General features: G+C 47.7%; 18 protein-coding genes and 1 pseudogene. 11 read left to right on the forward strand and 8 right to left on the reverse strand.

The genetic code is table 11. The features are described from left to right. Positions 1-70 precede the first annotated feature (70 nt). The 3 genes and pseudogenes from H6G00_RS36865 to H6G00_RS28380 all read left to right on the forward strand — a co-directional run. Positions 71-314 (forward strand): annotated as a pseudogene (locus H6G00_RS36865) (DUF2079 domain-containing protein); the annotation flags it as partial. Between the two features lie 275 nt (positions 315-589). Then, positions 590-1,498, forward strand: a complete 909-nt coding sequence (locus H6G00_RS28375) for an inositol monophosphatase family protein (protein WP_347277762.1) — start codon at positions 590-592, stop codon at positions 1,496-1,498. A 168-nt stretch (positions 1,499-1,666) separates the two neighbouring features. Next, positions 1,667-2,350, forward strand: coding sequence for a Crp/Fnr family transcriptional regulator (locus H6G00_RS28380; RefSeq protein ID WP_190799289.1), 684 nt, complete (start codon positions 1,667-1,669; stop codon positions 2,348-2,350). A 58-nt stretch (positions 2,351-2,408) separates the two neighbouring features. On the opposite strand, the gene H6G00_RS28385 is transcribed toward H6G00_RS28380, so the two are convergent. After that, on the reverse strand, positions 2,409-2,897 hold the full coding sequence (locus H6G00_RS28385; RefSeq protein WP_190799290.1) for a MarR family transcriptional regulator: 489 nt from the start codon (positions 2,895-2,897) through the stop codon (positions 2,409-2,411). A 400-nt stretch (positions 2,898-3,297) separates the two neighbouring features. Next, on the reverse strand, positions 3,298-4,206 hold the full coding sequence (locus H6G00_RS28390; RefSeq protein WP_190679487.1) for a CoB--CoM heterodisulfide reductase iron-sulfur subunit B family protein: 909 nt from the start codon (positions 4,204-4,206) through the stop codon (positions 3,298-3,300). Positions 4,207-4,674: 468 nt separating this feature from the next. Here H6G00_RS28390 and acpP point away from each other — a divergent pair, with 468 nt between their 5' ends. The 3 genes from acpP to tkt all read left to right on the forward strand — a co-directional run bounded on the left by acpP (position 4,675) and on the right by tkt (position 8,575). Further along, the gene (acpP, locus tag H6G00_RS28395) at positions 4,675-4,920 is read left to right on the forward strand and encodes an acyl carrier protein (protein WP_190646423.1); all 246 of its coding nucleotides are present in this window, start codon (positions 4,675-4,677) and stop codon (positions 4,918-4,920) included. 102 nt (positions 4,921-5,022) lie between these two features. Beyond that, complete coding sequence (gene fabF / locus H6G00_RS28400) at positions 5,023-6,282, forward strand: beta-ketoacyl-ACP synthase II (RefSeq protein WP_190799291.1); 1,260 nt, start codon at positions 5,023-5,025, stop codon at positions 6,280-6,282. Between the two features lie 286 nt (positions 6,283-6,568). Next, the gene (gene tkt / locus H6G00_RS28405; RefSeq protein WP_190799292.1) at positions 6,569-8,575 is read left to right on the forward strand and encodes a transketolase; all 2,007 of its coding nucleotides are present in this window, start codon (positions 6,569-6,571) and stop codon (positions 8,573-8,575) included. Between the two features lie 108 nt (positions 8,576-8,683). Here tkt and H6G00_RS28410 read toward each other — a convergent pair whose 3' ends face one another. The 4 genes from H6G00_RS28410 to H6G00_RS28425 form a co-directional block, all read right to left on the reverse strand. Continuing rightward, the gene (locus H6G00_RS28410) at positions 8,684-9,634 is read right to left on the reverse strand and encodes an NAD-dependent epimerase/dehydratase family protein (RefSeq protein ID WP_190646420.1); all 951 of its coding nucleotides are present in this window, start codon (positions 9,632-9,634) and stop codon (positions 8,684-8,686) included. A 60-nt stretch (positions 9,635-9,694) separates the two neighbouring features. After that, entirely contained in the window at positions 9,695-10,606 is a 912-nt protein-coding gene (locus H6G00_RS28415; protein ID WP_190799293.1) for an Npun_R2821/Npun_R2822 family protein, read from the reverse strand. A 10-nt stretch (positions 10,607-10,616) separates the two neighbouring features. Then, complete coding sequence (locus H6G00_RS28420) at positions 10,617-11,612, reverse strand: Npun_R2821/Npun_R2822 family protein (RefSeq protein ID WP_190799294.1); 996 nt, start codon at positions 11,610-11,612, stop codon at positions 10,617-10,619. Between the two features lie 71 nt (positions 11,613-11,683). Next, entirely contained in the window at positions 11,684-12,640 is a 957-nt protein-coding gene (locus H6G00_RS28425) for a glycosyltransferase family 10 (protein WP_190799295.1), read from the reverse strand. 599 nt (positions 12,641-13,239) lie between these two features. Here H6G00_RS28425 and tatC point away from each other — a divergent pair. After that, positions 13,240-14,070, forward strand: coding sequence for a twin-arginine translocase subunit TatC (tatC, locus tag H6G00_RS28430; RefSeq protein WP_190799296.1), 831 nt, complete (start codon positions 13,240-13,242; stop codon positions 14,068-14,070). Positions 14,071-14,090: 20 nt separating this feature from the next. On the opposite strand, the gene H6G00_RS28435 is transcribed toward tatC, so the two are convergent. Then, positions 14,091-14,408 (reverse strand): DUF3067 family protein, encoded by a 318-nt coding sequence (locus tag H6G00_RS28435; protein ID WP_190799297.1) that lies wholly within the window; start codon positions 14,406-14,408, stop codon positions 14,091-14,093. Between the two features lie 357 nt (positions 14,409-14,765). Between H6G00_RS28435 and petC the strand changes: the two genes are divergently transcribed. The 4 genes from petC to H6G00_RS28455 all read left to right on the forward strand — a co-directional run bounded on the left by petC (position 14,766) and on the right by H6G00_RS28455 (position 18,344). Next, on the forward strand, positions 14,766-15,308 hold the full coding sequence (gene petC / locus H6G00_RS28440; protein ID WP_190799298.1) for a cytochrome b6-f complex iron-sulfur subunit: 543 nt from the start codon (positions 14,766-14,768) through the stop codon (positions 15,306-15,308). A gap of 48 nt (positions 15,309-15,356) precedes the next feature. After that, complete coding sequence (gene petA / locus H6G00_RS28445; RefSeq protein WP_190646413.1) at positions 15,357-16,343, forward strand: cytochrome f; 987 nt, start codon at positions 15,357-15,359, stop codon at positions 16,341-16,343. 264 nt (positions 16,344-16,607) lie between these two features. Next, entirely contained in the window at positions 16,608-17,453 is an 846-nt protein-coding gene (locus tag H6G00_RS28450) for a hypothetical protein (RefSeq protein WP_190799299.1), read from the forward strand. A 9-nt stretch (positions 17,454-17,462) separates the two neighbouring features. Then, positions 17,463-18,344 (forward strand): polysaccharide pyruvyl transferase family protein, encoded by an 882-nt coding sequence (locus H6G00_RS28455; protein WP_190799300.1) that lies wholly within the window; start codon positions 17,463-17,465, stop codon positions 18,342-18,344. 238 nt (positions 18,345-18,582) lie between these two features. Here the strand turns inward: H6G00_RS28455 and H6G00_RS28460 are convergent, their stop codons facing one another. Further along, positions 18,583-20,172: a glycoside hydrolase family 57 protein gene (locus tag H6G00_RS28460; RefSeq protein WP_190646410.1), complete on the reverse strand. Its 1,590-nt coding sequence runs from the start codon at positions 20,170-20,172 to the stop codon at positions 18,583-18,585. Between the last annotated feature and the right edge of the window lie 50 nt (positions 20,173-20,222).

Here is a 20,222-nt window from a genome sequence, read left to right on the forward strand (position 1 = left end):
CTAGATGTTTCATCGTCGGTCAAAGGTAAATCGCTTGGATTATCAGGATATTTCTGCTGACAAGTTTGGAGTGAGCGTTAATGCCAGCGGTTGGGCGATCGCACTCAGCAGCTTAGTCTTTTTTATCGGTAGCAGCACTCGACATGCCCTGTTTCAGTCCAACGCCTTTGACCTGGATATCTTTGACCAGGGGATTTACCTGAGCAGCCAAGGTTAAGCCGCCGATTTGTACGCTAATCGGGTTTCACATTCTAGGCGATCATGCAGCCTGGGTTTTGTACCCGTTGGCGTTGTTCTACTGGATCTATGCGGATGGCGATCGCGCAGGTGCAGCCAACTGGAGGACAGCGGCGATCGCCCCTCACCTTACCCACCGTGTCTTAATTGAACGAATTAACATCCCTACCATTACAGCGGATCTGATAGAGTTCAAGTCCATCTTGCTAAACTTGCGCCACCCTGGAGGTAGGCGCAAGCGAGAAAATCGAGAATTTTCTGCTAGCCTGCTAAGCCAGCTCAAAAGTTTAGAATTGTTTCAGCTTAGCTACCAGCAAGATGATGTTTACCTGTTCACCAGACTAGATCAACCGTGACTATAACGATGGATGCTGAGCGACTTCTCAAAATTCACCACTTGGTGCAAGGTTGTGGACAGCAAGCAAAACAAATGGCGACTCAACCCCTGCAGGTGTTTGAGAAAAGCCGCCACGACTACGTAACCAACGTCGATCGCCTGCTAGACCAGCAGCTTTCTAAAGGAATTGCCAACTTATTTCCCCAAGATGGCATCATCACAGAGGAAAACGCTCACTCCAGACAATCCTTTCGGTCAGAATATTCTCGGTTTTGGTTTATTGATCCAATTGACGGAACCAGCGACTTCATTCACGGCAAGCCTCACTATGCCGTTATGGTAGGACTTTTAGAAGCAAACCAACCTACAGCCGGTTGGATTTACGCTCCCGCTTTAGACCAAATGTATTGGGGTGGATTGGGTTTGGGGCTGTTTCAGAGTACGGGGCGTACTCCGACTGATGCAGTTACTTCAGATGCAGTTACTTCAATTGATCAAATCACTCAAAACCCTTTAATTCTTAAGGAGCCAACTCCTCCTTCTCAAACGTTTTGTCCGGTACTGATTGGCAGCACCGATCGCCGACGCTATGGGGAAGCGATGACTCACCTGATTCCAGAAGCCCAGTTTACCTCCATTGGCAGCTTTGGACTGAAAGTGATGGAAGTTGTTTGTGGCAGAGCAGGACTTTATGTCTATCTAAGTGGGCGAGTCAAGCTTTGGGATACGGTTGGACCGATTGCTCTAGCAAGAGCTGCAGGCTTAGTTTGCTGCGACTTGGCAGGTAATCCACTGCATTTCACTCCTGATGCAATCGAGCCAGAAACACTGACGCATGGACAATCAATCGTCGTGGGTTGGGCTTCTTATGTAGAAGCGCTGCGATCGCGGCTACAAAAAGCCGTCTTGCTGAGCCAACCGTAAAGGTGGCGACACATCAACCCCGTGATATTCTAGTGGTGCAGGCAATCTGTAACATCTAGTTGACAGCTTACGGGTATCTATGATCCTCAAGAGCTAGAAGTTTTTAGATGTTTTTGGGTAGCATAGTCAGATAATCAATGTCCGGTCAGTTTTACCTAAGCGCCTTTCATGCAGACCGAAGCTTTTAGTGAGCTTTTCCCGCTCTTTAACGCCGCTAGCCCAGAAACTTTAGAATGGCTGCTGTCTATTGCTGTTGAGCACGACTACCCAGCAGACAGAGCCGTTCTCATGGAAGATGCCTGGGGAAATGCAGTTTATTTTGTTGAGTCGGGCTGGGTTAAGGTTCGTCGTCATGCAGGTGAAGAGGTCGTAACGCTGGCAATCTTGGGTCAGGGCGATTTTTTTGGCGAAATGGCAATTTTAGACGAGTCGCCTCGCTCAACCGATGTTGTGGCGCTTTCTCAAGTCAAGTTGCTGAGTATTTCCGCTCAACGGTTTATTCAAACTCTTTTCAAAGATTCGCAGCTCCATCATCGAATGCTGCAACTGATGGTGAAGCGGCTGCGGCAAAACAATCTTCGGTTTCAGCTACGGCATCAGCCACCCGCTATCAAGCTGGCTAATACGTTGGTTGCATTCGGCGAAGACTATGGTCATCCTTCTGAGCAGGGCACCGAGATCTTCAACGTTCCGCTTAAAGATTTGGCGGAGGTAACAGATGTCAGCGTTGAAGAAGCAACCAAAATCATGGAAAAGCTGGAAAGTAAGGGGTGGATTGCGACTGATCCGCATCGCGATGTGCTTCATCTAGTCAACATGAAGCAGCTTGCTCACCTAGCTGGAAAAGGCTGATTTTTGGGTTGATTTTAATGACACCGAAGCTGTCAACCGCGCAATCATCAACGGTACTCTAGTGAGTCTTTGATAAATTCGCGATCGCCTGATCAACTAGCCCTGATAGCACTTGGCGCTCTGTTTCAGACATTCCTTCTAGAGTTTCTTCTCGAATGTCTTGGGCGATCGGCAGTAGCTCTTGCTTGAGTTGATCTCCGGCTTCAGTTAGCCAGATTCGCCAGATTCGACGGTCTTGGCGATCGCGCTCTCGTCGTACCAGACCTCGTTCTTCCATGCGGTCTAGAACGCCTGTCAAAGTTCCACCAACCTGCTGCAATTTTTCACCAATGCTAGAGGTCGCTAGACCATTCTCCTCCCATAGGCAACACAACACTACCCAGTGGAATGGAGTCAGCCCGAATGGATCTAGGCGCTCTTGAAATTTTCTTGCCATCAGTTGGGAGAGCAGCTTGATGCGGTAGCCCAAACCATAAGGAGCCATTACCTGCTGCCACTGCCTCAAAGATTTTTGGCTAATCTCTGGGTTGGTTGACTGAGGAACCATAGCTGACTAGTAATAATTTTTACTAGCTTATACCAATTTGATCTGAGCTTGCACTAGGACAAAGTTTCCCTAAAAAGAGATTGAGTCCCCCTTTTTTGTAGAGCTCTGCAGAAAAAGGGGACTTAATGCTTCTCAAATCAGGAACTTCAAACCAAGTAAAATTGAAGTTGCAGCAGGTTCCCATGCTGACCTAGCAATGCTGCCCTCGTTGTAAAGTTCGATTTGTCGCAAATTTTGCTTAAATCGGCATCAAAACTTGTTGGTCAGGCTAGATCAAGAAATATTGAATTGAAACTAACTCCCTACCGCTCTTTACAAGTTACAGACAGACAAATTTTGAAATGGGCACTAGAGGAGTAGCTAGTACGATTGAATTAATACACAGCTAGCCACGCTTTACCTAAGTAACTCCTGCCTTCTCGATCTTTTGTAGAACGGGTTGAGTCGAGACGATATGACGATCTAACCCAAGTTGCTTAGGGCTGATTCCCAAAGCAAGCGCAACGAGTTGCGGCAAATGCAAAATGGGTAAACCTAACTTCTTGCCAATGACTTGCTCAACTTCGGGTTGGCGAGAGTCTAGATTGAGATGACAGAGGGGACAGGGTGTCACGATGCAGTCAGCACCCGCAGCGATCGCCTCTTGAATATGTCCTCCCGCCATTTCAAAAGCTTGAGTTGTAGCGTAGCTAGAGAGCGGCCAACCGCAGCATTGAGTCCGCCCTCGATAGTAGATTGGCGTTGCCCCAACTGCCCGAAACACATTCTCCATTGACTCCGGGCTATAGGGATCGTCGTAGGGTAAGTGCTTCTGCGTTCTCAATAAATAGCAGCCGTAAAAGGCAGCACACTTCAGACCCGATAGTTTACGGGTGACTCGCTGCTGAAGCGCCTCTAGTCCATAGTCACCGACCAATGCCCAGAGTAAATGTCGGACTTCTGTGCTGCCTTTATAAGGAGAACATCCCTCATGCTCAAGCAGTCCATTGACCTGATGGATGTAACTAGGATCATGCTGCTGGGCCGCTTTGAGCCGTTCATCGACCCGCCCAATTACGCCCTGACAGGTGCTGCAATGAGTCAAGAGCGGTAGGTCTAATTCTTCTGCCAAAGCAATGTTGCGGGCATTGACCGTATCTTCTAAAAGCTGAGAATCTTCTTTGAAGGTGCCAGAACCGCAGCAGGCGGCCTTTTTCAGCTCCACCAACTCAATTCCTAAAGCTTGAGTCAGCGCCGCAGTTGAAAGGTATAGTTCGCGGCAGGCACCTTGAGCCACGCAACCCGGAAAGTAAGCGTATTTAAGCGTCATGGATAACGGACAGGGGTTAAATTGACACACTCGATGGATTTGAGTGTCGCCCTAAATTTATCATCGCTTATTTACCTGGCACTGGGGGGCTGACTTTGTATCAAAGCTTTTCTTAAAAGCGATGGGCAGGTTTAGGCAGGTTTCAGACCTGTCTATAGAAGCGACATAAACTGCTTGCCTTGAGATAAAAGTAAGGGGGTAGAGAGCGATCGCCAACAATCATCTGTTGCATACCGCTAACCCGGTGACGCTTTCAGATAAGATGAAGAGATGCTCAAAAATCTGGTGAATCTGTAGATCAGGTCACGATAGTTTCGTACCCGCTTCTACTAGAAACTGTTTGCTGCTAAGTAATGACCCTGTAGGCTGGCTTGGAGTGAGTAAAAGTTTGCTTGCAGCACCAGAGGATTTGGGTCAACAATCTGTGTGTGTTCGCCATACTTAACTAGGAACAAGTAGGAAATTGTTATGAGTCAAGAAGAAATCTTTCAGAAAGTTAAGAAGATCGTGTCTGAGCAGCTTGGTGTTGAAGAAACCGAAGTCAAGCCAGAAGCTAGCTTTGCAAATGACCTGGGTGCCGATTCTTTAGACACCGTTGAGTTGGTAATGGCGCTGGAAGAAGAGTTTGATATTGAAATTCCTGATGAAGCCGCAGAAGGAATTGCGACGGTTCAGGCTGCGGTAGACTACATCAACAGCAAGGCTGCGGCATAGATCTATGTTTATTAAGTAGCAGGGTGAACGCTCCAAGCCCCCTACTTCCAATCTTTATTCGTCATTTTGTGCCTGGGTACTTGAACCCTTGAAGCTGGTGTCATGAGTAGTTCTGATTCTGAGTTTAAGCGTGTTGTCGTAACGGGTTTAGGTGCAGTTACGCCAATTGGCAACACCCTAGCCGAGTACTGGGAGGGGTTGCTAAGCGGACGCAACGGCATCGGTCCGATTACCCTGTTTGACCCCTCGCGGCATGATTGCCGAATTGCAGGAGAAGTTAGGGGCTTCGATCCGCATGACTACATGGATCGTAAAGATGCAAAGCGGATGGATCGGTTTTCCCAGTTTGGTCTGGCTGCCAGCAAGCAGGCGATCGCCGATGCCAAATTTGCAATTAACGATCTCAATGCCGAGCAGGTTGGCGTCATTATCGGCACTGGAATTGGCGGTCTAAAAGTCTTGGAAGACCAGCAGGAGGTCTACCTGACTCGCGGACCTGACCGCTGTAGCCCGTTCATGATCCCGATGATGATCGCGAACATGGCAGCTGGGCTGACTGCTATTCATGTAGGTGCAAAAGGGCCAAACTCCTGCCCAGTGACAGCCTGTGCTTCTGGCTCTAATGCTGTCGGTGATGCCTTTCGTTTAGTGCAGCGAGGCTATGCTCAGGCTATGATCTGCGGCGGCACTGAGGCGGCGGTTACGCCCCTGTCGTTAGCAGGGTTTGCTGCAGCTAGGGCCCTCTCGACCCGAAATGATGATCCGGATCACGCTTGCCGTCCTTTTGATCGCGATCGCGATGGCTTTGTCATGGGTGAAGGTTCAGGCATTCTTCTGATTGAAGAACTCGAACACGCGCTCAGCCGCAATGCCCGGATCTACGCTGAGATTGTTGGCTATGGTATGACCTGTGATGCTTACCACATGACCAATATTGCCCCAGAAGGAGAAGGAGCCGCCAGAGCAATTTCCCTTTGCTTGAAAGATGCAGGCTTGACTCCTGACCAGGTGAGCTATATCAATGCTCATGGCACCAGCACACCGGTCAACGATCCAAATGAAACGTCCGCAATTAAAACGGTGCTGGGCGAACACGCGTACAAAATTGCTGTTAGCTCAACCAAATCCATGACCGGACACCTGCTCGGCGGCTCCGGTGGAATTGAGTCTGTTGCGGCCGTCCTGGCAGTTGCCAATGATCAACTTCCTCCAACTATCAACCTAGAAAACCCTGATCCTAAGTGCGATTTGGACTATGTGCCAAACCACAGTCGGGCACAGGCAGTGGAAGTTGCTCTTTCTAACTCTTTTGGGTTCGGTGGACACAATGTAACGCTAGCATTTAAGAAATTCAGACAGTAGCAAAAAGCTGCAAGCTTTGGAGTTAGGGCTTCGACAAATCCCTAGATCAATTGCCCAGTAAGCTATAGACTTGAGATTATGAGCAGTAAGTAGAATTGCTTATTGCTCATAACTGTTTATATTGCTTCGTATTTGCCTTGCCCTGTACATTGCTTCTATTCTGAGAGATTCTTGCCCGTCGATCCGGCTAGTGGGATGATGGACATACAGCTTTAAGGCGATCCAGAGTACCCAGTTTTAGCTCATTCTGATCCAAGTGATAACCCGTCGTTGAGTAAAAGAGATCATGGCTGTCGCAACTCAATCCCTCCAAGAACTTTGCATTAATTCAATTCGCTTTTTGGCAATTGACGCTGTAGAAAAAGCTAAATCTGGTCATCCAGGGCTACCTATGGGCGCAGCGCCAATGGCCTTTGTGCTGTGGGATCAATTCCTGCGGTTCAATCCTAAAAATCCATATTGGTTTAACCGCGATCGCTTTGTCTTGTCTGCTGGTCATGGCTGCATGTTGCAGTATGCCTTGCTCTATTTGACGGGTTACGACAGTGTCACCATTGACGACATTCAGCAATTCCGCCAGTGGGAATCTCGCACGCCAGGACACCCGGAAAACTTCATGACTCCTGGGGTAGAAGTGACCACTGGTCCACTTGGTCAGGGAATCTCTAACGCAGTCGGTTTGGCAATGGCAGAAGCTCACTTAGCTGCCCGTTTCAACAAGCCCGATGCCACCATCGTTGACCACTACACCTACGCGATCTTAGGTGATGGCTGCAACATGGAAGGAGTTTCCGGCGAAGCTTGCTCCCTGGCAGGGCACCTGGGCTTAGGTAAACTGATTGCGCTCTACGACGACAACCATATCTCTATTGACGGTTCCACAGACCTCTCGTTTACAGAAGATGTAGCCAAGCGGTTTGAAGCATACGGTTGGCATGTGCAGCACGTCGAGGGTGGAAACACCGATTTAGATGCAGTGAAAGCGGCGATCGAAGCGGCAAAAGCGGTTACAGATAAGCCTTCCTTCATCAAAGTTACGACCACCATTGGCTACGGTTCACCCAACAAAGCCAACAGCCACGATGTTCACGGTTCTGCATTAGGCAGCGCAGAAGTGCAGGCCACCCGTGAAAATTTGGGCTGGGAATACGAACCTTTCGTGATTCCAGAAGATGCCTTGAATCATTTCCGCAAAGCGGTACAGCGAGGTGCAGATCTGGAAGCCGAGTGGAATCAACTCTTCACCCACTACAAGTCCGAGTATCCAGAAGAAGCGGCTGAACTAGAGCGGATGCTTAGTGGCAAGCTACCCGAAGATTGGGCAAAGAGCTTACCCACCTACACTCCCGATGACAAAGCGGATGCGACGCGTAACCAATCGGGTAAAACCTTAAATGCGATCGCAGGCGCTTTACCTGAGCTAATTGGCGGTTCTGCTGACCTGGCTCCTTCTAACAAAACATTGTTGAAGTCATCCGGCGACTTCCAGGCAGGACAATATGCAAATCGCAACTTGCGCTTTGGGGTCCGTGAGCATGGCATGGGCGCAATCTGCAATGGCATCGCGCTGCACAATTCAGGCTTAATTCCTTACTGTGCAACCTTCCTGGTCTTCACCGATTATATGCGCGCAGCAATCCGACTTTCGGCTCTGTCGCGTGCTGGCGTGATTTACGTCATGACCCACGACTCCGTTGCGCTGGGCGAAGATGGTCCAACCCATCAACCCGTTGAACACGTCGCGGCTCTGCGGGTGATTCCCAACCTGAACGTGATGCGTCCTGCGGACGGCAACGAAACCTCTGGTGCCTACAAGGTTGCGGTAGAAAGCCGTGAAACGCCTACCCTCATTGCTTTATCTCGTCAAAATCTACCCAACTTGGCGGGTAGTTCAATTGAAAACACTGCTAAAGGGGCTTACATCCTTTCAGACAGTGACGGTACGCCTGACCTGATCTTGATCGGTACGGGCGGCGAACTACACCTTTGCGTTGATGCAGCAGAGCAGCTTCGTGGCGAAGGCAAGAAAGTGCGAGTTGTTTCCATGCCTTGCTGGGAACTGTTTGATGCTCAGGATGAAGCCTATCGCGAGTCTGTTCTGCCCAAGGCTGTAACGAAGCGATTGGCAGTAGAAGCAGGTTCCAGCTTTGGCTGGTGCCGCTATCTGGGTAGCGAGGGTAGCTCGATTAGCATCGATCGCTTTGGTGCATCGGCTCCTGGAGAAGTTTGTCTTGAGAAGTTTGGCTACACTGTTGAAAATGTAGTGGCTCAAGCTAAGTCTTTGCTGGGCTAATTCTTCTGGAATGAAAAAGCGCGCCTCTATTCAGAGGTGCGCTTTTTTGTTGAAAGGTTCTCGGTCACGCTACCTAACATGGTTGCTTCGAAAACAGCAAGCTTGATTCTAGGCGTACAGCGATTTAATCCACTGCCATTCTTGAGTCAGACCTTCCTTCAAGGAAATCTGGGGCTGGTAGCCCAGGATTCTCTTTGCTTTGGAAACGTCAGCGGCTGTATGGCGGGCATCTCCCATCGCTAAACCGATGTGGTTACGGCGAATCGGTTGACCGGCGATCGCCTCCATCGTATCAATCACCTCGGTCAGCACAACTCGGCTACCACCTCCGATATTAAACACCTCTCCGATCGCCTCTGGAACTGTCGCTGCAGCAAGGTTGGCAGCGACAGCATCGCTGACAAAGGTAAAATCTCGCGTTTGCTGCCCGTCACCGTAAATTGGAATCGACTGATCTTCCAGCACGGCTTTAAAAAATTTGTGAAATGCCATATCTGGACGCTGCCGAGGTCCGTAGACCGTAAAGTAGCGCAGAGCCGTTACAGGCAAATCAAAATTTTGATGGTAGAGCCAGCACAACCGCTCAGCCGCTAACTTAGTAATTCCATAAGGCGAGACAGGCTGGGGACAAATCGTTTCTGCGGTAGGGAGGGTTTCAGCATTGCCATAAACCGAAGAGGTAGAAGCAAATACTAAGCGCTTCAAATGCTTGGCTTCTTTAGCGGCTTCCAGAAGAATTTGCGTTGCGTTAATGTTGCGTTCGGTGTAAGCGCGAAATCCACCTCCCCAACTCGCTCTCACGCCAGCCTGAGCCGCCTGGTGATAGACAAACTCAACATCTGTCAGCAGTGTTGACCAATCGATTAACTGAATGTCGTCCTCAATCAACTGGAAGTTAGGATTAGCTGCGAAAGAGTGGACATTCTTCCGCTTCAAGGCTGGGTCGTAATAATCGTTAAATTGGTCAATTCCTATCACCTTCTCCCCCCGATTTAGCAGGGCTTCTGTAAGGTGAGAACCGATAAATCCTGCAACACCTGTCACAATACTAGTTGTCATAATTTTTGCGATTTACAAGTACGACAAAAGCACAAACCTTGAAACAATCGGGTAGATGCACTAGAGAGCACGCTTAACTTGATTGACAACCTTCCGCCAGAGCGGGTCCTCAGGCTTCCTGACAAACGGTTGGGCTGGTTCAGGCCCATCCAGGTGGCGGTAATGTTCCCAAATATCCCAGTAGGGGCAGCCTGGTTCCATTCGAATGCCTGCCCAATGCAAATATTGCAGCGGCTGGTTCAAATTTGGATCAACTAAAATATCTCCTTGACGGACAAAGTGACGGCTTCCTGCCCAATTGCCTGGACCTTTACCAGGTTTGCGAACGATATTAAAGCGCCGAGGCAAGCGCTTCAGAATCATGTAGTTGATGATTGGCTGATCTGACGTTTTTTGAGAAAAATCAAAGTATTCGGGATGAGCCGCACACTCTGCGAAAGTTTTATACAAATCTTCCTCAGAAATTAGATTTTTCTTTGATCCCCAAAATCCACCATTAAAAATGCCTTTCAGCTCATCTTCAGTAAAAACCTGATCTTCGATTACCCTAGACGTAAAGACATTAGTAATGCCACCAGCGTGCTGATAATCAGAGCAAATGAAGTCGTACTCAGCTAGATAGTTGGTGTTGTCAATAATCTTTTCAAAGACAACGACATCAGTATCGATATAGACAAATTCATCAAAGGGTCCGAACCAGCAAGCCTGTTTACGAAACTGATTGGGGCGAGCAAAAAACTTCTCGCCAAAACACTGATGAAGTTTCTTAGACAGCCGATCTATGAATTCTAGATCTTCATAGACTTGTACCCCATAAAACTGATTTAAAGTATTAGCAACAGCATGATACTGATCGTCATAAGGAATCAGTACAACGGGCGTTTCAGGATCGTAAAAGCGAATGCTGTTGAGCAGGGCGATCGCCTGTTCGGTCACTCGGTCATTAGCCGTGATATATATGCCGCGACTCATTAGGCAATCCTCAGTAAGATAGTCCAAGCTTGCGTAAAACTCGTTTCTTTAAGTTGGGAGAAGACTTTTGAGGTCTGGGGACATCAACCAACACAGGTTTTTTCTCTGGCTCGTGCAGAAAACGATAGTGAAGAAAAAGATCTTGATAAGGAAAATTAACATTTTCACCCTGACACAATCGAGCAAAATGTTTGGATTTAAGCCCAATGTAGTGAATATAAGTTAATCGATTTCCCCGATCATAAAGGAGATGATCTTGCTCACTAAAATTTTGTGAGGTTACACAGCAACCTGTTCTAGCCTCAGCAGGTAAACGGAGTGAAAAGTTGTAGCTTGAAATGCCTGAACGCATCACCATATAGTTAAGAATGGTTTGGTCAGGAGCCATATCATAGAGAATTCCTGCTTCTCCATCGCGTAATTTTGTGAGTAGCCAGCTCTGCATTTCTGGACTAAAAACGTTTCTTTTAGAAGCATAAAATCCAGAACAAAAAATTTCAGACTTGATACGCTCTTGTGGAAATACCTGCTTCAGTTTCTTTGAGGACAGATCGTAGACATGGCTTGGATCTTTGTGTTGGAAGTCGTAAACAACCCAATCAGCATTGTTTAGTTGCTCAAAAATTGGCTTGACCGGACTCATTAGCAGCGTGTCTGCATCCATGTACAAGAATCGGTCAAACGGTCCGTCAAAAGCACAAAAGCGACGATGAGTACCGACACGATGGTAGGGTTCATAACCCGCTTTTTGCCAGCGATCGCGAGCCGTAGGGTGAGCATCCCAAATCTTGCAGACGTACTGGTCCCAATGCTGGATTGAATCTTGATCATCATAAAGCTGCACATTAGGACGACGAGCAATTTCTGCCGCTATTCGTTCAGTTTTATTGTCATAAGGGTAAACACAGACGGGCATCTCTGAACCTGCAATTGCCTCAATGCTATTTAGCAAAGCGACTAACTGGTCATACACATAATCATTAGCGAGAGTACAAATTCCGTCCATGGTGTTAGGCTCTCAATTTCTTTTGAACGAGAATAATTTGAACGAGAATTAACAAGAACAACTCATTGCAGTTAGTCAAATTTTTCGACAAATTCAGATAGCCAGTTCAGCAGATTCAGCTTGTGTAGAATGATCTGCCGAGCTTCTGCGATCGCTGGTTTGGCGGCATACCAAGCATCTGGAGTAGAGGTAACTTCTTGGATATAAGCTATTCCTTTTTCGTCCAAACTCGGTAATCGTAGAAAACTTCCTTCTGGTAAAAGCCGATCAGCCGCAGGCCCACCATAGTAAATTGGCAGACACCAGGCTAGAAGAGAGTCCCACAGTTTTTCACTGACGTACCAATCGTTATCAGCATAGTTTTCGATCGCCAGGTTGTAATAGTAGGGTGCCATTCCGTACCATTTGTTCTTTAGCTCCCCCGAGCTATTACTTGTCTCTGGCAAATTACGCCCATAGAGATCAAAGTCAATCTCATTGGAGCGCAAATTCTGTAAGAAATCTAAGCGCTTTCGGTGATTAGCAGTGCGGTTGATTCCCGAAGTAATCCAACTACAAGAGCTGACCTTGACTGGAGGAGGCATTTCATTCAGGTCACGAAAGGAGTTGGAGTGGTACCAGATAGCTGGCATATAATCGGGCACAGGAGCAAAATCATCTGGTCCTGAAATATACCCACAATAGTTTTGAGCTGCTTTGTAATTTTTCTGGTTGCTCTTGACCACCTCTTCTAAGGGTGGTTCTCGCATCAAATAAATGACTCTTCCTTTTGGGACACCTCTAAGATCCGGTTCAACATTTACCGTTTTAACCTGCTTATTTTGAAATCTAGATAACCAGGATTGTTTAGCAGAAACTCTACGTTTAAAGTCAAACTGATACATCAGCAAAAAATCAGGCTGCGGCTCTTTCGCGAGCATTTGGATATTGCCCCAAATTCCAAAGGGGTTTGGAGTCTGCTGCCACAGCCAATCACTCTGAGTGACGCTTTGGTATCCAGTAATCATGCCTACGGTTCTGATGCTCATATCCTGTCTAATAGCTAGCCTTTGTGATTCTAAAAACCTTCAACGAATTCACATAACTCTGACGAAAATTTGAGCATTCTGTTGCAGAATCCAAGACTGCATTTAGAGAGAGCAAGAGAGAAGGAGCCGTGAATGCCACCTGAAATGCTATCCTCAAACAGAGTAAAAGGACAACCGCTAAACGCTCTAGAAGCTTGGATCTTAAAGCTTTCTTTTTAGAAGCACCTACGTGGCTTCACCTACTTTTTACATTGCTTACCTTCAGAGAAAAGTAAAACTCTGGTCGCCCTAGTTCCTGATCTGTGCAGCGAGAATTTTGAATATATAGTGCTGGCTACTTAGAACTGCGTTAAAAGCGATGTAAATACTCAGCTTTATATTTCCTTCGTTGCAATCCGTTAAAGCGGTGAACACTTCCTGGTTCGGCAAAAATGTAGCTTTCCCACGATTGGGGTAAAAGGGCGAAGGAATTTTGCGCCTCTATGCTCTTCTTGCTGCAGAGGATTCAGACAGATTGGTCAATAGGATGTCTTCTAGAAGAATGGATTCCTCGGTAAGGCAGATACAATGATTAGCAAAGGTCTGACTTACGTTAATCTATGACTGCCCCTTCAGAACTAGAGACTTCATCCTCAGAAGAGTTGAATACGAACGGTTCTACCGCTAAAACGGCTCAAACTCGTAAAGCTATGGCTGCTTCGGACGATGACGATTTCTCCGACGAAGTTCCAGACGATGTTGAGATGTCGCTATTTGACCATCTGGAAGAACTGCGGCAGCGGATTTTTTATGCTCTGGTTGCAGTAGTGTTGGGTGTCATCGGCTGCTTTACAGTGGTGAACAAAATTGTTCAACTGCTGGAGGTTCCCGCGCAAGGCGCTAAATTCTTGCAGCTTTCCCCAGGCGAATATTTCTTTGTCTCGATCAAGGTAGCCGGATACAGCGGTTTGCTGGTCGCCAGTCCGTTTGTGCTTTACCAGATTGTCCAGTTTGTGCTGCCAGGACTAACTCGACGAGAGCGACGGTTTATCGGACCGATCGTCTTCGGCTCCACAATTTTGTTTGTAGCAGGTTTGGCATTTGCCTATCTAGCCCTGATTCCAGCTGCGCTGAATTTCTTCATTAATTATGGGGAAGGGGTAGTCGAACAGCTTTGGTCAATCGATCGCTACTTTGAGTTTGTGCTGCTGTTGCTATTCAGTACGGGGCTAGCCTTTCAAATTCCGGTGATTCAGCTACTGTTGGGTTTGGTTGGAGTGGTTTCATCCAAGCAGATGCTATCAGGCTGGCGCTATGTGCTGTTGGGAGCAGTTGTTCTCGGCGCAGTGCTGACTCCATCAACCGACCCAGTTACGCAGAGCTTGCTGGCGGGCGCGGTGCTGGGGCTATATTTTGGCGGTGCTGGAATGGTGATGCTGACTGGACGTTGACCGACAGGATATTAACCCGTTTAAAATTCTTCCAGAATCCACTCGGAGGCGCGATCGCCCAAGTCAACTGGGATATTCACCGCTTTTCCCAGGCGAGGGCGATCGCGGGTTTGCTCAATAAAATCCTGCACTTGTTCAGTGCTACCCCAGGCATTTAGATAGTCTGCCACCATGTTCAGGTGCGCCAGGTAGTCGGGCTCCGTCATTGGGAAAGAAGCCTGCTCCAGGTACTTCCACATGACTTGGACAAAAATTTTGCCTTGCGTCCGCCGCAGTTGAATGTCGTAAGAGCGTCCCCATTTGCTCAGCAATAGCTGGTGTAGGTCTTGTCCGGTCATAGCTCCCTTCAGGTTAAATGCTTCACAACTCGTTGCAAAAGCGACGCTTTTAGGATCATCTATTTACCTTTCTTTACAAAGAAACGGCTCCTTTGCTTAAAGCTATGATACTGATTCTAGAGATGTAATAATACTTTTAGAAAAACGTGAACTGCCGTTGTTGCGCCACTCATAGCAATTCGTCATCGACTTGCTGGACGTGTTGCATTGACGGGCGGCGATTTGATTCGCAATCATGCTATCCTCTGCAATGCTTTAGCTTAAAAAGCAGGCTTAAAAAGTTACAATTTCACGCCTAGATCACGTATAGAACCGTTCACTTAAGCTCATTCCTGACGCATAACTTCAGATCAACTCATGGCTCAACTCTCTGGAAACCCGGACGTACCCGATATGGGTCGTCGTCAATTCATGAATTTGCTCACGTTTGGGACGATCACAGGCACCGCCTTGGGCGCTCTCTACCCAGTCGTGAAGTATTTTCTTCCTCCTTCTAGCAGCGCAGGTGGCGGTGGAGTAACTGCCAAAGACGCACTCGGCAACGATGTGATTGTCAGCGATTTCTTGAATAGTCATGCGGTGGGCGATCGCGTCTTAACCCAGGGTTTGAAGGGCGATCCGACCTATGTGGTTGTCGAAAGTGATAGCGAGATTGCAAGTTTTGGGCTAAACGCAGTTTGCACCCACTTGGGTTGCGTCGTTCCCTGGAACGCGGCTGAAAACAAGTTCATGTGCCCCTGCCACGGCTCTCAATACAACAACGAAGGCAAAGTTGTGCGTGGACCTGCGCCTCTGTCGCTGGCGCTCGTTCATGCTGACGTGACTGAAGATGGCAAAATTTCTCTGACTCCTTGGACGGAGACTGACTTCCGTACCGGAGAAGACCCCTGGTGGGCTTAAGCCAATCCCCTTCCCGATCCTTTGACATTTACTGATGCCGTTTAACCCATGAAATCCATTTTCTGGTCGATCTTGCCGCAGAGCGGCAGAGCAATTGCTAAAAGTATGCTGGTGGCGATCGCCACGCTAGCTCTTCTAGTCACGAGTGACTTTGCTTTCCCTCAAACTGCTGCTGCTTATCCCTTCTGGGCACAGCAAAACTACGACAACCCTCGCGAAGCAACAGGGCGAATTGTCTGTGCCAACTGTCACCTGGGAGCGAAACCTACTGAGGTTGAGGTACCGCAATCCGTTCTACCCGATTCGGTTTTCAAAGCTGTCGTAAAGATCCCCTACGACACCAGCGTCCAGCAAGTTCAGGGCAATGGTGAGAAAGGTCCGTTAAACGTCGGCGCAGTGCTAATGCTGCCAGAAGGCTTCAAGATTGCTCCACCTGAAAGAATTCCTGAAGAGATGAAGGAAGAGGTCGGAGAGAGCTATTTGTTCCAGCCCTACAGTGAGACTCAAGAGAATATTGTTTTGGTAGGGCCACTTCCGGGTGAGCAGTATCAAGAAATTGTTTTCCCTGTCCTTGCCCCTGATCCTGGTTCTGACAAGTCCGTTTACTTTGGTAAATATCAAATCCATGTAGGCGGCAACCGTGGTCGAGGACAAGTTTACCCAACGGGTGAAAAGAGCAACAATGCGGTCTACAACGCTTCTGTTGCTGGCACAATCGCTCAGGTCACCAAAGCTGAAGATGGTGGATACCAGGTCAAGATTCAACCGGATCAGGGCGAAGCAGTGGTGGATACGATTCCTGCTGGTCCAGAGCTAGTTGTCTCTGAGGGTGAAACCGTAGCAGCGGGCAGTGCCTTAACTTCTAATCCTAATGTGGGTGGTTTCGGACAAAAAGACGTTGAAATCGTGCTGCAAAGCCCCAACCGGATTAAAGGATTGCTAGCTTTTATGGGAGCTGTAACGCTGTCACAAATTCTGCTAGTTCTGAAGAAGAAGCAGGTTGAAAAAGTTCAGGCAGCCGAAATGAACTTCTAGTTTCTTCTGACGTTAACTCTTAATTTATAGAGGGCATCTCCAACCGAGATACCCTCTATTTTTTCTTTTTGGAAGAATTTTTAGCTGCTTGAATAACGATAAAACATAGCTTGTTTGGATTATCTTTCATTATTTTATTTCAGGTTGAATTTGTCTTAAATCAATCGAAGTTGATATGTTAATGGGGAACTTTTGAGTTGGCGTAATAATCATTATTCTGGATAGTTAAGTAAAACTAAGTTTAGTGCAAAAGCAGGTGACTGAATGGTGAAGTCAGAGGTAAAGGATATCTGCTTTGGTACGTTAGCTTTAGGACAGAAATATCGCTCTCTTGCATTAGATTTAGCAGCCGATATTCAGCAATATTCTCCCGGCACTACTTTTGTTGTGCTAACGGACAAACCCAGCGACTTTGCACATTGTTCTCATGTTTTGGCAATAAAACATCAGCAACAGGGAGTTTACCCTTATCACGATAAGAGGTTTGTAATTGCAGAGGCGATCGCCCGATTTGAGACCTGCATTTTTATCGATGCAGATATGCGAATTTTGGGACAAGTACCAGACGAAATTGATTGGTATAGCGGAATTACGGCCAGATCAGGTTCTGGCATTATTAAGCATAACCAAGAGAAAAAGCGAGACTTTGAGGTTATTGCAAAAGTTGCAGAAAAGCTAGAGTTAAATCTAGAAAACGTCAAGTTCGTCCACGAGTTCTTATTCACGGTTAAAAGATCTGCTGGACGCGAAATTGAATTCCTCAAACATTGGGACGCGATCGCCGCTTTTTTTGAATTAAACGGCGTTTATTTAGGGGAAGGAAACGCAATGGGGCTTGCTGCTGCAAAAGCTGAACTCTCCGTTCAGTTTGATTCGGAGGATCGGTTTCCCTTCTTTAAAGATCGAATTGAGAAAATCAGAATCTCTAAAGGGCAAGCTGATCCAACCGAAAAGCTTGCCTATTTTGATCGGCAAAAAGCACTCGAACATCCTAAACTCTCAAAATCAGAAAAACGTGTGCTATTTGTGCGCAGAAATTTGGAGAAAGTTTATCGCTTACTGCGTCTCAGGTTAACGACGCTAGAAAATTTCAAATTTTATTACTGGTAAATCCAATAGATGAAGCTTTGCTACTACAAGCTACCCAACGGGGCGCAAAATTTTGGTGACAACTTAAACCCCTGGCTCTGGGAAAAGTTGCTTCCTGGGGTGTTGGATGACGACTCAACCACTGCGTTTGTAGGAATTGGCACTTTGTTTAATAACACTTTGCCTGACCGAACTCGTCACGCCCGCAAAAGAGCCGTATTTGGAACAGGGGTAGGCTATGCCAAAGGCATTCCGGCGGTTGATGATTCCTACAAAATTTATTGTCTACGTGGGCCGCTTTCAACCCAAGCTTTAGGTCTGGCAGACGAGTTGGCTGTGACAGATGGAGCAGTGCTGCTCAGACGATTGGTTAAACCTGGCGATCGCAAACGCTATAAATTTGCCTTCATGCCTCACTATGAACTGGCAGGAGAAGGCTGGAAATCGGTCTGCGAGGCAATCGGATTTGGCTACATTGACCCACGCTGGACAACCGAAGCCGTGATTACTGCAATTGGGCAAACCGAAGTTGTGCTGGCAGAGGCAATGCATGGGGCGATCGTAGCGGATGCTTTGCGGGTTCCCTGGGTGCCCGTGGTAACTAGCCCGACTATTTTGTCTTTCAAGTGGCAAGACTGGTGTGCGTCAGTTGGCGTTGAATATCAGCCCATGCAAACCCAGCGTGTCTTTGATCCTCGCAAGAAGACAGACTTGCTAACACCTGTATCCACTGTTCGACACTGGCTAAGGGTGAAATCTGCGGCATCACGGCTGAAGCAGCTAGCGCTGCGATCGCGCCCCATCCTTAGTACTGACAACCTGATTGAACAACGAACTGTCCAATTGGAAGAAAGACTGCAACAGTTTAAAGATGATGTTGCCGCAGGCTATTTTACTAGTCCTCAAACATAACTCCATTGAAAAACCGTAGATCTCTCTAAGTTCAACTGATTGTCTGGGTCAGCAGCTTGAGAAAATCTACGGTAAGGAGTTAGAGATGTTCGCCTGATGAAGTATGAGAAACGATTCCGTAGGAATACATAAAATATCACATACTCCTTTAGGAGGATGCCAACTTTTCTTCGCGAGTTCACGGGACTTTTATAGTCTTCAAAGTTCTTCTAAAGTTCTAGCCTTACACCAATTCTCTCTAGAGCGGTCGATAAACTCGATAGTTGATTTGGGGGAAGATATTGTCGATTTTTTCGACTTTTTCTAGCCAGCCAGAGTCAATCTTTTCCTGAAGAATGTCGTCGCGCAGTTTGTTGAAGCGCATCAGGTGCGATCGCGTCCGACGTACCGCATAGGGAACCATCGTTCCAGTACGCATGATAAATGCCCAGTCTGATGACTGTGCCAGCAGCAATTCCCTGGCTGCCTGATTGAGCGCCCGCCACTCTAGCTCATCAACAGGTTCACGCTTTGATAAGTCAATCATTCGCTCTGCTGCTTTGTGCAGGTGTGGATAAATCCAGGCGTTGGTTTCGTTCAGCCAATATTCATGGAAACCACGGAACCCCCAACTTGACTGAGAAGGGCGACACACCTGCTGTGTTGGGTGCATTCGCAGATAGTCTGCCAGGTGCGTCATCTCAAACGTGCCCTGGTCAAACCAGGCTTTGCGGAACAGGTAGTCGATAAACCAGGGACCTTCGTACCACCAGTGCCCAAACAGTTCTGCATCGTAGGGTGAAACAATAATTGGCGGACGCTGCATGATCCCATAAAGATGCTCAACCTGACGCTCCCGATTGAAGACGAAGTTGCTGGCATGTTCCGCAGCTTTTTCTCGCGCCCAGTAAGGGTCATACCAGGTCTTATCACCCAGCCCTAAGCCTTTGCCCGTAATCTTGTGGTATTTGATGCCCGTATTTTTACGTTGACCATTGGGCATGATGTAGGGCTTAATGTATTCGTATTCGGCGTCCCAGCCCAAATCTCGGTAAAATTCTCGATATTCGGCTGCCCCTGGGTAGCCAACTTCAGAAGACCATACTTGCTGAGAAGATTCGTGGTCCCGTCCAAAGGCCGCAACACCCGCTTCAGTAAAGATAGGTGCATAGGTGCCAAATCGAGGGCGAGGACGGGCATAGAGAATTCCATGTCCGTCAGTGAGGAAGTAGCGCAGACCCGCGTCTGCCAGCATTCGCTCTAACCCTTCAAAGTAAGCACATTCGGGCAACCAAATGCCTTTAGGCGGGCGACCAAAGTTCTGTTCGTAGTGTTCACAGGCAACCTCAATCTGCGCCCAGACCGCCTGCGGATACATTTTCATCAGGGGCAAATAGCCATGAGTTGCCCCACAGGTGATAATCTCCAGGTTATTACTATCTAGAAACTGTTTAAAGGCAGTAACTAGGTCATGGTCGTAACGCTCCCATACCTCTCGCACCTTGTTAAACTCACTGGCATAATGTTCTGCCAGATAGCGGAGATGCCCGTTATGAACATTACGCTCAACTTCCATCTCTGCCAGCTCTTCCAGTTGAGTCAGATGCGCGTCATAACGTTCTTGCAGCAGGGGATCGCGGAGCATGGAAATCAGTGGCGGAGTCATGCTCATGGTCATTTTGAAATCGACCCCGTCTCGTTTCAGCCCTTCAAATGCCAGGAGTAAGGGAATATAGGTTTCGGTAATGGCTTCAAACAGCCATTCTTCTTCTAAAACATAGTCACTTTCAGGATGGCGAACAAAAGGCAAATGGGCGTGGAGGACGAGGGCAAGATATCCAATACTCATATGGCTGAAAGATACGGGAAAATGACAAGCTGGAGACGGAACTAGGCAAG

This window comes from Leptolyngbya sp. FACHB-541 (assembly GCF_014695875.1).
Lineage (GTDB): Bacteria > Cyanobacteriota > Cyanobacteriia > Elainellales > Elainellaceae > JAAUTN01.

Bases quoted from the DNA above. Each gene is read 5' to 3' on its own strand.
- H6G00_RS28380 (WP_190799289.1), top strand. From the start codon at position 1,667: ATGCAGACCGAAGCTTTTAGTGAGCTTTTCCCGCTCTTTAACGCCGCT.
- H6G00_RS28385 (WP_190799290.1), bottom strand. From the start codon at position 2,897: ATGGTTCCTCAGTCAACCAACCCAGAGATTAGCCAAAAATCTTTGAGG.
- H6G00_RS28390 (WP_190679487.1), bottom strand. From the start codon at position 4,206: ATGACGCTTAAATACGCTTACTTTCCGGGTTGCGTGGCTCAAGGTGCC.
- acpP (WP_190646423.1), top strand. From the start codon at position 4,675: ATGAGTCAAGAAGAAATCTTTCAGAAAGTTAAGAAGATCGTGTCTGAG.
- fabF (WP_190799291.1), top strand. From the start codon at position 5,023: ATGAGTAGTTCTGATTCTGAGTTTAAGCGTGTTGTCGTAACGGGTTTA.
- tkt (WP_190799292.1), top strand. From the start codon at position 6,569: ATGGCTGTCGCAACTCAATCCCTCCAAGAACTTTGCATTAATTCAATT.
- H6G00_RS28410 (WP_190646420.1), bottom strand. From the start codon at position 9,634: ATGACAACTAGTATTGTGACAGGTGTTGCAGGATTTATCGGTTCTCAC.
- H6G00_RS28415 (WP_190799293.1), bottom strand. From the start codon at position 10,606: ATGAGTCGCGGCATATATATCACGGCTAATGACCGAGTGACCGAACAG.
- H6G00_RS28420 (WP_190799294.1), bottom strand. From the start codon at position 11,612: ATGGACGGAATTTGTACTCTCGCTAATGATTATGTGTATGACCAGTTA.
- H6G00_RS28425 (WP_190799295.1), bottom strand. From the start codon at position 12,640: ATGAGCATCAGAACCGTAGGCATGATTACTGGATACCAAAGCGTCACT.
- tatC (WP_190799296.1), top strand. From the start codon at position 13,240: ATGACTGCCCCTTCAGAACTAGAGACTTCATCCTCAGAAGAGTTGAAT.
- H6G00_RS28435 (WP_190799297.1), bottom strand. From the start codon at position 14,408: ATGACCGGACAAGACCTACACCAGCTATTGCTGAGCAAATGGGGACGC.
- petC (WP_190799298.1), top strand. From the start codon at position 14,766: ATGGCTCAACTCTCTGGAAACCCGGACGTACCCGATATGGGTCGTCGT.
- petA (WP_190646413.1), top strand. From the start codon at position 15,357: ATGAAATCCATTTTCTGGTCGATCTTGCCGCAGAGCGGCAGAGCAATT.
- H6G00_RS28450 (WP_190799299.1), top strand. From the start codon at position 16,608: ATGGTGAAGTCAGAGGTAAAGGATATCTGCTTTGGTACGTTAGCTTTA.
- H6G00_RS28455 (WP_190799300.1), top strand. From the start codon at position 17,463: ATGAAGCTTTGCTACTACAAGCTACCCAACGGGGCGCAAAATTTTGGT.
- H6G00_RS28460 (WP_190646410.1), bottom strand. From the start codon at position 20,172: ATGAGTATTGGATATCTTGCCCTCGTCCTCCACGCCCATTTGCCTTTT.